This window comes from Sphingobacterium sp. UBA7625, assembly GCF_002484085.1.
In the GTDB taxonomy this organism is placed as follows: Bacteria; Bacteroidota; Bacteroidia; order Sphingobacteriales; family Sphingobacteriaceae; genus Sphingobacterium; species Sphingobacterium athyrii.
Window position 1 is genome coordinate 166,363 of the sequence record NZ_DLJD01000028.1, and the last position, 16,900, is coordinate 183,262.

Genomic DNA, 16,900 nt, shown 5'->3' on the forward strand with positions numbered 1-16,900 from the left:
AATACACCAAAAATCTAAACAGACAAACAGCAACAAGACGCACTTTTTATTTGAGTTTAATACTCGCTTTAATTTCATCATAATCGATTTAGCCAATCTTCTGGTTAGCCTAATTTTATCTTGAGGGTATAGCCTAAGGTACTATTTTGTGTCTTCTTGGGTAATTTCAGCCGCAATGCATGCTTATCCTGCTTAAAACGAACCTGACCATACCCTAAGATTTCCACTGACTTTACTTTAGCTTTATTCTGGTTCAGGGACTTCAGATGGACTATTCCATCCTTAGGCGCTACGAGAGCCATAGCATAAACACAGTCATTTTTTTTGGTAAACCAAAAATCCGAAGGTGTAAAAGATGCTCTAAATCCTTCTTTCTCCCGTTGTTCAGTATCCGTTATCCGAATCAGTGTTGGTCCCTCATGTGTGGTGATCCAGGGTGATGTTCCATAAACCGCCTCAGCATTAAAACGCAACCATTTTCCTAAGATAGCCAGATTATTTTTTACAGGTGTAGCTATATTTCCTTGTGCATCTGGGCCAATATTGAGCATATAATTACCACCTTTGCTGACGATTTCCAAAAGCCAATAACGCAGTTCGTCCACATCTTTCCAATCATGGTCATAAGATTTATAGCCCCAGGAATGGTTGAATGTACCGATAGCTTCCCAAGGTCTGGTAAAATGCTCCGAAGGATCGGGAATCCGATTATCGCCCGGAATGGCATAATCGCCCATCCCATTACCAATCCGTTCGGAGACGATGATATTCGGATTGAGGTCATACACTGTTTTGTAAAAGCGAAAGCTCTGTTCGGCAGTCATCAATCCGGGCATGTCGAACCAGATATATTTTAATTTTTTGAAACGTTGTAAGATTTCCTGTACCTGCGGAATTGCTTTTTCATTCAGGTAGGAAGCAAAGGAATTGGCACTGGGGTCCCAAAGATTTGCCCCAAAGGCATCAGTTTTTTTGTTTAGCATATCATGCTGTGCTTTGGTAGTGGCATACTGTGCGTCACTACCGTCTTTCCAATCAATATTATGGGAGTAATAGACACCAAAATCGAGTTGATGACGAATGCAAGCATCGTAAAGTTCCTGAATGACATCCCGTTTATAGGGTGTCGCCTGTAACACGTTAAATGAGCTTACTTCCGAATGGTATAGGGCAAATCCATCGTGATGCTTGCTAGTCACAACAAGATACTTCATTCCGGCATCCTTGGCCATTTTAACGATTTTATCGGCATCGAAAGATTGCGGCGCAAATTGATCCGCCAATTTGGCATAGGTGGACCGTGGAATTTTTGCAACCAATTGAACCCATTCGGCTACACTTGGACTACCCAAATCTTCTATCTTCTTTCCATTCCATATACCCGCCGGAATGGCGTACAGCCCCCAATGAATAAAGAGTCCAAATTTTTGTTGCTGAAAATCCTTGAGTGCCGGTGCCTTCTGCCTGTTCATCTCCTGCCATTCCTTCATCAATTGCGCAAGCCGATGTCTTCGCTTGTTCCAACGCATCAACGCTTCTAAATAATAATAGTCTGCATATACCAAAGGGACATCGATCTCCCCTTTATGCGGAATACTGCCCACACTATGCTTCAAGACAAACAAGCCATTTGCTCCAACCTCACTGGAGTACTGTGGCGAACCCAATGATCGCAAGATCATCTCGGCCACATCCAAATATTCCTGCTGTTGTCCAGTTTCCATATAGTCAACCAGTTCCAGCAATGCCGAAGCAGTGACTGCGGCGGCAGAAGCATCACGCGGTACGGACTTAAAATCAGCGTTACGATAATCCCAATTTGGAAAGAATCCGGGCTGGTTGACATCAAAATCCCATAGCGGCACCTTATCTTGGGGTAGACGCGGATGCTTTATATAAAAATCCGCCATTTTTTGTGCGGCTTCAAGATACTTTGGGTCTTTCGTTTCACGGTACATCAGCACAAAGCCATACAATCCCCAAGCTTGCCCTCGCGCCCAGGCGGAATTGTCCGAAAAACCTTGTGCGGTCTCCTTGCTTAATACAGCACCGGTGTTGGGGTCATAGGCAACAACATGATAAGAGCTATAATCTGGACGATATTGGTTTTTTAGTGTTGTCTCCGCATGCCGAATGGCAGCATTACGGTAAATGGGATCACCGGATAACTTGGAAGCCAAAAAAAGCAGCTCCAGGTTCATCATATTGTCAATAATAACCGGAAACTCAAATTTATGTTTACCGTCCCAAGAAGGAAATACATCCCATGATTTAATAGCACCTACCTTGGGATTAAAACGTGTCAGCAGCGATTTAGCACTCTGGATTAAAATCGCTTTGAACCTTGTATCGCCAGTAAGCCGATAGGCATTGCCATAACTGCTATTCATGACAAAACCAATATCGTGGTGATTGGTATTGAATTGATTTTGGTGTAATGAATTCGTCCATTTTAATGCTGCGTCCCGCCATTTATCGTCACCGGTATAGTCAAAAACATACCAGAGACAGCCCGGCCAAAAACCGCCGGTCCAATCCCGGATATCCGTAAAAGTTGTTTTTCCGTTGCGATCTGCCGAGCGTGGATACTTACTCATGTCCTTATGATCTTGATACAGTAATGCATATTGTCGTTCGGCTAAATCGAATCCTTTTTTTGCGATATCACTTGTATCTGCATGCAGAAGAAAAGGATAAAAAAAGGTCAAAAAATAAATAACGTATAGGCTATATTTAAAAACAATCATGTTTAGGTTTATTTTATATGGAACCGGGGATAGCTCCAAATGGCCTCACTCCCCGGTTTTATTTTACAAAAACTAGTCGATCCAACCCGGATTTTGCACCAAGTTCACGTTCATCTGTATTTCGGAGGTAGGGATAGGCCATACGGTCAAGAAATCGCCCTTATAGCTGTAATTCCCAACATTTGTTCCCCAAACCTGCTTACGTCCATTGCCCGCTTTAAACACGGTCTCTTTCCAGGTTCCCCAGCGCAATTCGTCAAAATAATTGATGCCTTCATTCGGAAACTCCACACGACGTTCGTTGCGGATACGCAGGCGTAAGCCTTCCTTCCCAGCGACAGTAGTTGCGGCATTGGAATTTAACAGCGCTACGCCAGCACGTTGCCGTACTTCGTTGACTTTTGCAATAGCCTCATTCAATTTCCCGTCTTCATTCAATGCTTCAGCCCACATCAGCAATACGTCGGCATAGCGGAAAATCGGAAAATCAATGGGACCATAATTACGGTCCACAATCTCATTGACTCCTTCCGCAACAAATTTTCGGTAGAAATAAAAGAAATTGATCTGTGTATCACTCTGAATATCGCCATCTACCTGTGCCTGTCCACGAAATGGCCAGCGCATAAATTGAAGGCTTTCTACATTGGTAAAATTATAGGCGCCCCTAAAAGTCGAATAAGGCGTCACGACATTGGCCTGCAAACGAGGATCACGGTTTTCATAGGCTTTTTTGATACGCTCTTCATTACCTTGCGGCAGATATAGGCTCATCTTTGCTCCTCTCAATGCCGCGGCCGCTTTCTCGGCCTCCGTCAGGTCGTTGCGTAGAAAAAAGACTTCTCTTTCATTTTCAGTTAAACTGCTATATCCGGGAATGATTTTATCCCATTCAAATTTAGAACCGTCATTATTTTCATAGAGATCGACCAAATGTGGTGAAGGCATGTAATAATTCCAGCCCCGCGAATAGACTGATGGCCAACCGCAAAACAATTGCATATTATTTCCATAGCCTGACTCACTCCGATGCTGAATGGAAAAAATCATCTCAGGACATTGCTCATTGGCTTCCTTAAACAAAGCTTTATAATCAGCAAAGAGTGTGTGGCCAGCATCTTTTACTTTTTGAAAATCAGCTGCAGCCTTTGCCCAATCTTTTCGATAGAGATACACTTTACCCCGTAGGGCATAAGCCGCCGCCTTTGTTGCATGTCCATAATTCCCATTGCCCGCGGGATAACGATCCGGAAAATTAGTTTCCGCAATACAATCGTTCAAATCAGCCAATATTTGATTCCAGACCTCATCTTCCGAACTACGCCCTTTGATGGCCTCGACCGCCGTAAAAGGCTCAAGGTAAATAGGTACTCCTTTGTAAAGTTGATTGAGTCGAAAGTAAAAGTAAGCGCGTAGAAATTTAGCTTCGGCTATATATTTCGCTTTCTTTTCTGCTGTTGAAGGCGACTTTATGGGAATATTTTTCAAAGCGTCGTTTGCCCGCTGAATACCTTCGTATTGGATCTTCCAGACATTCATAAATAAGGGATCGCCGGCAGTGATGGTCCCTGTCAATAAGGGTTCATCAAAACGTGCCTGCCCAGTGTAGGAGAAACGGTCAAACTGATAGAGCTCATAAGGCGAAATCAATCCGCTATGCCCCATTAAGAGTCGAAAGGAACTATAGATTCCCGCAACGCCCAAATCTGTTAAATTATCGGTTGTCCACATCGTTTCAGTGGAGACCGATGAATACGGAGAGGTATCCAAAAGATCTTTTTTACACCCCACTATACTTGTTAGCAATACAATCGCCAGAAATTTTTTCATCTTTTTCATTGTTCTCATTCGGATTAAAAAGTTAGATTCAAACCCAGTGAATATTGGCGCATCGTTGGGTAGTTTACAACAGAAGAGTTGATCAACGATGGGTCGTTGCTTGCTGGTCCAATTTCCGGATCCAGTCCCGGGAACTTCGTCCATGTCAGCAAGTTTTCGCCAGCTAAATAAATCCGGAGTTTAGCGATCGATAAACGGCTCGCTAAGCTTTCAGGAAGGGTGTAGCCCAACTGAAGATTTCTCAGCTTCACAAAAGAAGCATTATACAAGTAATAATCGCTGGTACGTCCATTCTGTGCGTCAGTCACGCCTTTTAAGCGTGGATAATAACCATCGATCCGATTGTTGGGATCTGAGGGATTTGCAGGATTATAATAATAATGGTCGTTAGCGACCAATGCCGGTACCGATTTACCCTGCGCCACGATGGATGAATTGAGATAAAGTTCATTCCAATAATACGACATGCCTGAAGAAGCGGACCAGATCATAGACGCATCAAATCCTTTATAGGCCATGTTGATAGTAAGACCATAGTTAAATGATGGTGTTGCCCTTTTTCCCATAAACTTTTGGTCATACACATTTCCATAAATACCGTCCCCGTTCATATCCGAATAAATCAAATCACCATACCAGATCTTGGTAGGGTCTATGCCATCTGCAGGCTGAAACAAATAGCCTGCTGCGACCATGGCCTTTAACCAGGCCATATCCTGCTCGGTGCGGATCATACCGTCGCGCGGTCCGCCATTTTTATCAACAGCACCATCCGTTAGAAAATGGTTTCCTGATCCACGGTACACATTATACAAGTAGAATTCATTGATTTCGTGCCCTTCCAGAATCCGCTGGTTTACCCCGTTAGAAACCATGCCGATATTTGACTGATAAACCCGATTACCTGCGGCATCAGTGACATAGCCCTCCGACAATGCCCCTTTATATTTTTCTACCCGATTGGTATTATAGGCGAAGTTGGCTGATATTCCATATTTAAAATCGCTGATTTTATCTTGGTATCCTAAGGTCAATTCAATCCCCCGTTTGCTGACTTCGGCAATATTCATCGTTGCTGCTGTAGCGGTCCCTGTTGTCGCAGGAATAGTCGGGACATATAAAATTCCATCCGTGTAAGCGCGGTAGGCATCAAACTCGACTGTCAATTTATTTTTCAATGCTGTCGCTGTAAAGCCAACATTTGTCGTGGTGGTCGTTTCCCAGTGCAGCAGGTCATTTCCCAACTTAGTCTGTGCCAAACCACGGACAGCCTGATTATTGAATGAGTAATTTACAGTACCATATGACGGAAGATGATCGTAATTACCCGGAGATGCATTATTTCCGGTTTTCCCCCAGGAGGCTCTTAGCCGCAAATCATTCAGAAAGGATTTGAGCGGGCTCATAAAAGATTCCTCCGAAATACGCCATCCCGCGGAGAAGGCCGGGAAGAAGCCCCAACGTTTGGCGGTGCCAAATCGCGATGACCCATCGTACCGTACCACCGCTTCGGCAAGGTATTTATTATCGTATGCATAATTGGCACGGCCAAAAAAGGACCGCAAACCGTAATCAAGCTCATCACCAGTGATGGAACTCATTGTTGTCGCCGAATTAAATGTCGTCAAGTCGGGATGCACAAGTCCCAGTTTGGCCGCACCAATATTATATTGGTTGAAATACTGTTCATTGTACCCCAAAATCCCCCCCACATCGTGTTTACCAAATGATCCTGAATAACGCAATACATTATCGATGATCACGTTATAGTTCTTAGTCACACCATATTGCGTTGTTATTTGTCCTGACGATAGCGCCGCTGTACTCAATTTGTTTGTTGCAAAATTCCATTTTTCATAAGGAACCTGATGGGAATTGGTTTCGGTGTACGTATGGTTATAATTTACCTTTGATTCAAACTCCAGCCCTTCCATTAAATTTAATTTTGCAAATACTGTGGTATTGAATCGATTGACCTGGTTCTTCCCGCTCATCCCATTTAGAAAAGCCAAGGCATTATTTGCAGTGGCCGATTCTTCGGCAGCAGCCGGGAAACCATAGACACCATTGTAATAAGGATACACTCCGGGCACAGTTTGGGTCAGATAGGAATATGCAGTAACCACATCGGCCACACTCAAATTCTGCATATCGCCAAAGGTCTGGGTGCCTACAGTCAAAAACTTGGCGACTTTGGACTGTAAGTTTATACGCATACGGATCTTGTCCGCGCCAGTTTCGGGCATCGTTCCGGGATTATTGAAATATCCGACTGAAAAAAGGTATTGCGTGTTGTCGTTGCCGCCATTTAAAGAGAGATTGTGATTTTGTAAAAGTTTGCGCTGTCCAAAAAGCACATCGCCCCAGTTTGTATTGGGGTAAGCGACCTCATTGGGAATTCCAAATTCAGTAAAGCCTTTCGGATTTCTCTTTGCTTCCTCCCAGAGATTGATTGTTGCGTCCGTGTAAACAGCTGCCTGGCCCAAATTCTTGAAGCCCTCATTCACCAGACGCATATGTTGTGCATAATCGGTGATAAATTCGGGTACATTATTAGGCTGCAGCATCGAAACCATTCCCGTATAGGACACATTGTTTTTCCCCTTGGCTCCCTTTTTTGTGGTAATTAATATAACACCATTTGACCCCAAAGAACCATAAATTGCTGCGGTAGCTGCATCTTTTAAAATTGAAATCGACTCGACATCGTTTGGATTAACAGCATCCATAGAACCGACGATACCATCGATCACCACCAACGGTGAGGTGTTATTTAAGGTCCCTTTTCCGCGGATCAGAATATTAGCACCATCTGCTCCAGGTTTTCCTGTTGTATTCTGCACATTAACGCCGGCCGCGAGTCCAGCCAATGAAGAGCTCAGTGTAGCAGTCGATCGATTTTCAACCGAACTTCCGTTCACAGTTGATACAGCACCAATCACATTTGCGCGCTTCTGACTTCCGTATCCGACAACAACGACCTCATCCAAACCACTGATAACCTCCTGAAGCACAACATGCATTTCTTCAATGCCAGTGGTACTTTTTTCTAGCCCCTGATACCCTACATTTGAAAATATCAAAATACTGTTTGCGGCTGGCAACTGGATCGTAAATCTCCCATCCTGATCTGTTACTGTGGAGATATTGGTACCTTTTACGCTAATTGTCGTTCCGACAAGTATCTGCCCCTTTCCATTGACGACCTTACCACTAATACGCCGCTGCAGAGTTTCTTTAGGTTCGGAAATCATTGGATTTCTTTTAGGCTTTATCACGATCACCTCATCTTTTTTAACCCATTCCAGGTCCAGAGGCGCTACGATGGCATTTAAGGCATCGTCCAATTTGGCATGTTGTATATTGACAGACAAACGAGTCTGGGCCAAGGACTTGCCATTTAAGAAAAAATTAAACCCGCTTTGTTTTTGGATATCGCGCATTACCTGATTTAAGGTCACATGCTTAGCGGTTAAGTTTATGGTCTGCGCATTTCCCTCAGCAAACAGTTGCATGGTGGTCAGCAAGGAAATGAGTACGATCAATTTCATAATCAGTATACTTCGTAAAGTTAAACTCCACGGGTGTAGCCTAACAAATGGATAAAAAATCATATGTTTGTACGGTTTGTATTTATTTATAAATGGTTATCAAAAATTTGCCCTCGGGCAATACTTGTAAGTATATGCATCCAAATCAAGGCAGTGCCCCCCAGCACTGCCCTTTTTGTCTTGCCTATACCCTTCTCCAGCTTAGGTGGAATCCATGATCATTTCTTTTTTCATCAGTATTTAGGGTTATTATTGCAATGGTGTCACCAATAAGATATTTTTTTCCTGTTTTTTGTTCAGCTCAAAATGCAGCCCACCTTCTTCCAATACTTCGAGTACTTCCCGGAGTGGCTTGCTTCGTTTTATACGACCATAGAAATGCGTCTGCGGCACTTCGGCTTTGTATCTCACTTCTACATTATACCAGCGACCAATCTGCTGCAATGCTTCCGACAGTGGTGTTTCATCAAAATAAAACAGGCCATCTTTCCAAGCAGTGAAGGGTGCTGTATCCACATTTGCAACTTGTATATTTCCGCTATTGGTATTGGTCGATTGTTGTCCCGGCTTCAAGTACATCGGCAGCGTGGCATGATTTTCCTTTGATAATTTAACCTTCCCTGTGATTAAGGTCGTCTTGATCGTCGTATTTTCGGGATAAGCATTTACATTAAACGCGGTCCCAAGCACCTCAATTTCCTGTCCTTTACTCAGCACTTTGAAAGGTCGTGAACTATCTTTGGTCACCTCAAAAAAAGCCTCGCCCAGCAGGATAACTTTTCGTTCATTTTTGGCAAAGCTCATCGGATATTTTAAAGATGAGGCCGCATTAAGCCACACTTTTGTACCATCAGGTAAAGTAATCTGGTACATCCCGCCCAACGGAGTGGTTAACTCCAACATAACCTTGCTCGGATCTACTGTCATCCTCTCTTTACCTAATGTGGCGGAAGCAATAGATTTCCCATTTTCGTAGGTAATACTTTCGCCCATAACAATCCCGGATGCTTGCTTATCAAGCTCCAGAAGTGTACCGTCCGCCAAACGAAGTGTCGCACGGTTTCCGCCAGGCTGTACGATATCCTTCATTGTATCCTGTATCCCAGCCAGGTTGCCATCCATCTGAACAGGACTCGTCTGCTGCCGCCAAAATACCATTGAAAAAACAAACAGCAGTAGACAAGCCGCAGCAGTCCAGTATAGCCATCGAATAGAAAATATGGTTTTCTTTTGCATCGGAACGATACTTTCTTCACTCATATCGGATATCTCATCGCTATCTTCAGCCCTCCGCTGAATTTGCTCTTTGATGTTTTCAAGCATTATTTTCTGCCTAGATTCGCTCATTTTCTCTACAGAAGAAGGCTGCAGTAAATTAGCGACTATGGCTTGGTCGATTGCGTCCTGCCCATGGATATCAGCAGTAGAAAGCGCATGCTGTAGCCATTCGATCTCCTCAAGCGAACAGTTCCCTTCCTTATATTTTTGAAGTAATTGGTCTATTTTAGATTTATTGGTCTCCACTGAGCTGTATTTTTAAAGTAAATACACACAGCATGGAATAAAGGTCTGCTCTAGAAAAAACTTTTTTTTAATGTGCAGAATGGAGAAGCAGAATCAGTAACAAGGCCGAGAAACCATTGTCCTGCAGTGCACCGCTTCGGATAAACTTATTTGCCTTGACAATATGGTCACGAACAGTAGCAATAGAAATACCCATTTCTTCCGCAATCTCCTGATAGCTTTTACCTTCTAGCTTAGATAGCCTGAATATCTTTTGGCGTTGTTTGGGCAATCTGCTCAACAAGTCTTCAACCAGGGCCATGGCCTCCTTTGATTCCAGCACTTTATCAATGGTATTCTCGGATTCCGATGCCCCGTAGGCGAGCTGGATCTCAGATTCCATCTCCAATTTCAGTCGTCGTTTGAAATTAAAAGTAATATTACGCGAACAGGTAAACAGAAATGCTGCGAAAGATTGCTCAGGATCTATTTTTGATCTATTTTCCCAAATACGTAGAAAAACATCCTGAAGTAAATCTTCGGCGCTAGTTTCATCTTTTAGAAACTTAAGAATATTGGCGTAAATAATTTGGCTATAGCGATGGTACAAAATATCAAAGGCCTGCATATCTCCATGATGGAGTTGGCACAAGAGTTCCTTCTCAGGCAGATTTTGATCGATGTCCATAATTGATTATTCTAGGTATGAAGTTAATTACTTCGCTGCAATATTTCAAATCAAATTTCTGAATCCCTACAAACTTGTGGTATTTTTTCTTAATTTGCAGGAGCTAATCCCCCCCCATAGCTGCATAATCAATCAATTAATATATCCATTTAAAACCATGCAAAATTTCATATACTTATTTTTCGGCTTCCAGGTCCGAACCACCCAATTTCTAAAATTAGGATTAACCTTGTTGCTAGCCGGCCTATTTATCAGACCCACACATGGTCATGCCCAATCCTTAATGCACCCAATTACCCAAATCCATGATGTCAAATCCCAAATCAGCAAAAAATCCGAACCAGTATATACTGCATACAAGCAGTTGATTATACTGGCCGACTCTCTTTTATTGGCCGACCATCATGCTGTCGAGGATTTTAGTGTACCTGGCTTCTACAGCGATAAAGAAGGCCAACGTGCCATGGCAAAAAAACTCCATGCGGATGCTTTTGCGGCCTATTGTACTGCCTTAGCCTATACCTTAAACGGTGAGGAGAAATATGCATCCAAAGCCCTATATTTCATCAACTCCTGGGCCACAATCAATAAAAAATATTCTGATTTTGACGGACCCGTTGTACTTTCTTATGCTGGTGCCGGATTAATGATCGCAGCTGAATTACTTAAAAACGATCCTCTTTGGACGAAGAACGACCGTGATCATTTTAAGGTCTGGACTATGAATGTCTATCAAAAAGCGACACATTTCCTACGTGAAAGACCCAATAATATTGCTGATTGGGCAAGATTTGCTAATCTACTTTCAGCAAATTTTCTTGATGACCAAAAAGAGCTTTCTTTTACAATAGCCTTAATCAAGACTGATCTTTTTGAAAAGATCGCAGCAGATGGTCACCTTATCGAAGAAGTAAAACGGGGTGAGAAAGGCTTATGGTATACGTACTTTTCTTTGGCTCCATTGACAGCCTCCATGTGGTGCATACACAACGCCACGGGAGAAAACCTTTTTGCAGCAACGAAGGATGGAAAATCAATCAAGCGGGCCATAGATTATTTATATTATTACAATCAACATCCGACAACATGGCCTTGGTTTAAGAATCCTGATGTTGACATTCAGGACAGGACAGTGGGAGTCTGGCCTTCCAATCTGTTCGAAGCCATGAAGGATATTTATCATACGCCTGAATTTGATTCGTACCTCTCCATTTATCGTCCCGTGGTCTACAAAAAAAATCATTTTGCGTGGACCTTCCCAACACTAATGCCGGCACACTTGCGTCCAGACAATACGACCAAGTAGCGCAGGATTAAAGCGATCCTTGTCGTGACAAAGGATCGCTTTAATCGCACAAACCAGCGCTTATTTTTTAAACTCAGCGATGCTCAGCTCTTGAAACTCCAGCTTTTTATCCCCTAGGATACGAATCTTGGTTATTGGCTTATTCGGAAAAAATAAGCTGGTCATTGTCGTCAGTCCTCCATCTGCAAAAAGCTCCACAGAGCTCACATCGACATACAAGCTGAAAGACAATGTTCCGGTATTCAACAAGCGTTGCGCCAAAGCCGTTTTAGCGAATTCCGCATTGAAAGACACTTCGCCGGACTTAGAACGATCGATGTAATATGCATTTTGGTCTTCACGATAACCAATGACCAATTCGTCACCGGATTCATTTGATAAGATCACTTTAAAAGCCTGTTGCTTCAATTTCTTGAGGTCCAAACGGTACGCTTGTGGAAGGTGTTCCTCGAATGAGACTTCTTTCGCCCCGCCGTCATGGTATTTTTTTAACGGCCGAAATGCAGTTTCAATTTCTTTAGGCGCAGTACTCGCGACGTAGAAAGACTGTCCAACTTTTTCCAGGGATAAAACACGGGGTATGGTTGATGAGGAACGCCATGCGGTCGTAGGCACCTCATTAGCATATTGCCAATTGCTCATCCAACCAATCATCAGAGGTCTATCGCCTAGATTGCTCCAGGTTACGCCAGCATAGTTATCCGGTCCCCAGTCTAACCATTTAATTGCTGTATCATCAGCTTTAAATTGCTTTCCATCAAAATCACCGACAAAATATTGCGTTACCGAACCACCATTGGGTCCACCCGGATTTATGCTTACCAATAGAGCCCATTTCGTCTCGCCTTTGTATTTCATGGGGATAAGGTCAGGACATTCCCAGACTCCGCCATGTGCGCCCACCTCCCTACCAAATTCGCTTTCCTTATTCCATTCCTTTAAGTTTTTAGATGAGTAAAAAGTGATGCAATCCTTGGTTGCCAAAGTCATGATCCAACGTTTACTATGCGCATGCCACATTACTTTTGGATCTCTAAAATCCCATATGCCCGGATTAGGCAGTACTGGATTCCCTTTATACTTTGTCCAGGTGACTCCCTCATCCAGACTATACGCCAAACTTTGGTTTTCATGTAGTCCTGTTTTCCGGTCTTCTTCCTGATGATTGTGATGGGTAAAAATGGCGATCATGGCACCTTTTCCAAAACCTGCTGTGTTATCCTTATCGATCACAGCACTTCCAGAGAAAATAGTTCCTAAACTGTCCGGATATAAGGCAATCTTTTTTTCATCCCAATGAAGCAGATCTTTGCTGGTCGCATGCCCCCAATGCATAGGCCCCCAGACTGGTTTATCGGGATTATGTTGAAAAAAGAGGTGATAATTTCCGTTGATATATACCATGCCATTCGGATCGTTCATCCAGCCTTGTCCGGGCGTAAAATGGTAGATCGGACGGTATTTTTCCTTAGGATCTTTTATTTCTTTCGAATCAACTTGCGCAAATGTTGTACTCGCTATGCCCGCAAGAAGCAGCATAGTTCCATATTTCTTTATTCTATTCATAGCTTATTTAGTTTATATCATTTCAGGTTATTTATGTTTGTCCATAAAATAGCGATATTTCTTATGATTTCTCGACTTTCATCATATTGACTTTAATGGTACCCTGATCAGCATAAATCGTCCATGGATTCTGCTCCATTTTATAAATACGATTGGTAAAAGCGACATTATTATTAACATAGACCACACAGATAGATTTTTCGATGACAATTTTTACGTCAAAACGTTTATCGGCAGGTATGATCAACGGCGTGAAGTTAAGTTCTGTTTTTCCAGCTGTTCCCCCCAAACTGACTTCCCGATTCATAAAGAGCGAAGGCATGCCCCAGCGATTTGCAGAAGTTAAGTCGAAGGCAATACTGTACAACTCAGAAGGATTGTCACAAGCACCAAAAGTGAAACCAAAGTGGTCAGATTGCGAAGCATCTATCGTCATTGATATTTTAACAGCGGTTTTGTTTCGGTTGAATTGTGCATAGCTCCTCCCATTGGACTGCGCCGTTATACGATATGTTTTATTATTTTCCAAAACATTTCCAACAGCATTCAGCTTTTCAAACAGTAACTCCTCATTAAACTTATTGTCCACAGCAGCGGGAATACCCGGATATAATCTCCCTGTCGGCCCCTGCAGTAGCCTGTGCGTAATCAAAGTTCCAGACCAGGGCAATTCATTATTACTGTTAATGGTCTGCCCTGTGGAGCACCAACCCGATAGGTAGCGTGCTGTTCCATCACTTGCTGTCTTGCCAGCATACAGGTATAAGCCATCAAAAGTTTCATGATGGCCGTTTGCATCTCGACATATTTTCCAAGGGCCATCGGGTGAATCAGCAATGCGATAAAAAGTCTTGCGATGCGCGTCCCGATTGATCCGGGAGAATGTCAAATACCATTTGTCTCCCATTTTAAATAGATCTGGACACTCCAGTATTTCTGCATCCGTTTCAATCTGATACTTTCCTACAGCTTGTGCATCTGTCGCTACGATGGGTGTTATACTAGACCAATTGTTCAGGTCTGCAGATGTATACCGTGCAATAGCACCTTTGCCATCCTTACGCGTGGTTACCAACATCACGTAACTGCCACGAGTTTCGTCCCAATAGACATGGGGATCCCGAAAATTGTTTTGGTCATACCCCGGAGCGGCCTCTATTGTCCAGGCAGGCTGCTTTGTCCAATTCAGTAAATCTGTCGAAGTCGCGATCATCACTTTTTCGGCTGGGTTCAGGTTGCCATTATGCCCCGTATAAAAACAAAAATAGGTCTGATCCTTCTTAATAAAACTGCCTGTCCCTATCCATTCATCCTGACTTCCGATAGCCCCGGCCGGCAATACTTGTGTAAAACCATCAAATGTGGCGTAATCGCTGGTTTTGGTCACGTAAATCGGATGACGATTGGCATTTTCGTAGAGATAAAACAAATAATAATTTTTATCATCGGCATTGTAATACGGCATAGGATCTCCGACAAATCCCTCCTGTGGCTTATAAAAGGTCTGAAACAGGCCGGCTTCCTGTACCGAAGTACAGGAAATAGACCGATCTACTGCTTCTGGATCACTCTGCTTATCGAGAGGTAAGCTTTGATCACCACTTTTACAATTTGTCAGCAACGCTATCAAGCATAGCACCTGAATTAAATATAATTTTGTTTTCATTTACGATCTCAATAAAACTATTACTTACTATTGTTTTGCCTATTCCCCTACAGTATCTTTAACTCCTCCCAATCCATCCTGTTTCACTTAGGCTTAATCTTCGCAACAACCATCTCACTATGATGAATTGTCACTACCTAGGCGCTTCCGTCTTTTCTTGCTTAAAGTATATCGGAACTATTTTTCTAAGCTCTTTAGCGTAAAAATTGAAAACAGACCAATATTGACGGAACCACAAGACACTATCCTATCGTTCGTTTTAATATTCCCACAAGAGGCATTGGCTAATGTTTTAATATCCCGGGTTTTGCTTATAGAGGTACTTGCTTAACCTGATCTGTGCTTCCGGAATGGGCAAATACTCATTCTTATCTGCCGTAAAATGAGCTACAGCATAATAAGAACGACGCGATTTCTCCGATTCATAATACGCATTCATGGTTTGATCCGCAATTCCCCAGCGTACCAGGTCGAAGAACCGGCCATTTTCCATCGCTAATTCCAAACGGCGCTCCCAACGTAAAGCCTTCCGTGCATTTTCCTCGTTCCATATGATATTTTCACCATTTTTATACGTTTCGATCAACATTTTATCGGTGGCATACCCCGTCATTGTGGCACTATTTTTTGCACGCAGACGCACTTGGTTGATCAACGGTAAGGCTTCGGCCGGACGATGTGATTCTATAAGTGCTTCGGCACGCATCAGCAAGACATCGGCCACACGCAGCACAATACGGTTTTTGGTATTCGCAAAAAATGGAGCCATCGGTACAAAACAATCACAATCAGGATCAACGTTCTCTTTCAGCGAAGCATAAACCGAATAGTCCGCGGGATTACGATTCCAGCTCTCTTGATAGGTGCGTTTGGTATTGTATTTATAAGGCAGTCCCGGAATCGCTACGGTATGAAATAACCTTGGGTCATATCTTTCCGAAGCGTTGAACGTATTTAAAGTATTGTAGTTATCAAGAGGCACACCCTTTCCTGTCGTGCGAAATGCATTTACCAGGCTTTGACTAGGTTTATTAAAATCACAGCAGCCTACACCCATTGGCACAGAGAGCACATCCGAGAAATTCACACGGCCAAACTTGGTTCCATCATCTTTTGAGAATTGAACTGAAAAAATTGCTTCTGTACCGTTCTCATATTTCCCGGGCAAAAAGTTGAAAGCGAAGTCCGCTTCAAGTGCATGATTTGAAGCAAGTACAATGTCTGTATTTTCCAACACTTTATTCAGATCGTCCGAGTTAATTCCTGTTACGGCATGTCGCTCGGCATTGTCCTGGCGATAAGCTTTATACAGATATGTTTTCGCAAGATAAGCAGCAGCTGCAATTCGGTTGGCACGACCAATTTCCGTTTGCGTGGTCGGCAAATGATCTACCGCGTACTGAAAGTCGTCGACAATTTTTTGCCAGAGTGCATCGTTGCTCAACGCTCGATTTGATACCGTTTCATAATTATCTATCGGCACATTTTCATCGATATAGGGCACAAACTTAAAGAGGCTTTTAAGCATAAAATAGAAGTGTCCTCGCAGAAATCTTGCTTCGGCTAATTTTTCTTCCTTACCAGCAAAATCCCCCATCTCCTGAATCGTTTTGATCGTCGTATTGGCACGTGAAATGGCTACATACAGCTGAAACCATAGTTTATCCAGCTCCGCAAAATTGGTCGTAATATTGCTGGATACCTCCAAAAAATGGAACGTTTGAATATCCTGCGGACCCGAGCCACCTTTGTACGCGTCATCAGACCTTACTGTACCATAAGGCCAGAGACTAAAAGGTACATCATAATGGTCATTGCCCAAAGCAGCATATGTAGCCGTCAGTAATCTTTCAGGTTCCTTTACCTGGTCGGAGCTCAGTACAGCATTGGGGGTCTGCTCCAGAAACTTGGTACATCCGGACAGTAGGCCGGTTGACACCATCATTATTATCGCTAGTTTATTGGTTATTTTTTTCATTGGAATTCTATTTATTAACATGTTCCATATTGATGGATTATTCTTTTGGTTCCTTT

General features: G+C 43.0%; 9 protein-coding genes. 1 reads left to right on the forward strand and 8 read right to left on the reverse strand.

Features of this window, described 5'->3' with window-relative positions; genetic code table 11:
- Positions 1–104 precede the first annotated feature (104 nt).
- The 5 genes from B4G94_RS12475 to B4G94_RS12495 form a co-directional block, all read right to left on the reverse strand.
- Positions 105–2,747 (reverse strand): alpha-L-fucosidase, encoded by a 2,643-nt coding sequence (locus B4G94_RS12475; protein WP_286859201.1) that lies wholly within the window; start codon positions 2,745–2,747, stop codon positions 105–107.
- A 72-nt stretch (positions 2,748–2,819) separates the two neighbouring features.
- A complete protein-coding gene (locus B4G94_RS12480) occupies positions 2,820–4,586 on the reverse strand; it encodes a RagB/SusD family nutrient uptake outer membrane protein (RefSeq protein ID WP_286859202.1) in 1,767 nt (588 codons plus the stop codon).
- A gap of 14 nt (positions 4,587–4,600) precedes the next feature.
- Entirely contained in the window at positions 4,601–8,137 is a 3,537-nt protein-coding gene (locus B4G94_RS12485; RefSeq protein WP_286859203.1) for a SusC/RagA family TonB-linked outer membrane protein, read from the reverse strand.
- Between the two features lie 249 nt (positions 8,138–8,386).
- Positions 8,387–9,661 carry a FecR family protein gene (locus B4G94_RS12490; RefSeq protein ID WP_286859204.1) on the reverse strand — a complete coding sequence of 425 codons (1,275 nt, stop codon included), beginning with the start codon at positions 9,659–9,661 and terminating at the stop codon, positions 8,387–8,389.
- Positions 9,662–9,728: 67 nt separating this feature from the next.
- Positions 9,729–10,328 (reverse strand): RNA polymerase sigma-70 factor, encoded by a 600-nt coding sequence (locus tag B4G94_RS12495; protein WP_108635666.1) that lies wholly within the window; start codon positions 10,326–10,328, stop codon positions 9,729–9,731.
- Positions 10,329–10,485: 157 nt separating this feature from the next.
- Between B4G94_RS12495 and B4G94_RS12500 the strand changes: the two genes are divergently transcribed.
- Positions 10,486–11,634 carry an alginate lyase family protein gene (locus B4G94_RS12500; RefSeq protein WP_286859205.1) on the forward strand — a complete coding sequence of 383 codons (1,149 nt, stop codon included), beginning with the start codon at positions 10,486–10,488 and terminating at the stop codon, positions 11,632–11,634.
- 60 nt (positions 11,635–11,694) lie between these two features.
- Here the strand turns inward: B4G94_RS12500 and B4G94_RS12505 are convergent, their stop codons facing one another.
- The 3 genes from B4G94_RS12505 to B4G94_RS12515 all read right to left on the reverse strand — a co-directional run bounded on the left by B4G94_RS12505 (position 11,695) and on the right by B4G94_RS12515 (position 16,844).
- Positions 11,695–13,200: a glycoside hydrolase family 32 protein gene (locus B4G94_RS12505; RefSeq protein WP_286859207.1), complete on the reverse strand. Its 1,506-nt coding sequence runs from the start codon at positions 13,198–13,200 to the stop codon at positions 11,695–11,697.
- 61 nt (positions 13,201–13,261) lie between these two features.
- The gene (locus tag B4G94_RS12510; RefSeq protein WP_286859208.1) at positions 13,262–14,866 is read right to left on the reverse strand and encodes a glycoside hydrolase family 32 protein; all 1,605 of its coding nucleotides are present in this window, start codon (positions 14,864–14,866) and stop codon (positions 13,262–13,264) included.
- Between the two features lie 292 nt (positions 14,867–15,158).
- On the reverse strand, positions 15,159–16,844 hold the full coding sequence (locus tag B4G94_RS12515) for a RagB/SusD family nutrient uptake outer membrane protein (RefSeq protein WP_286859209.1): 1,686 nt from the start codon (positions 16,842–16,844) through the stop codon (positions 15,159–15,161).
- Positions 16,845–16,900: the final 56 nt, after the last annotated feature.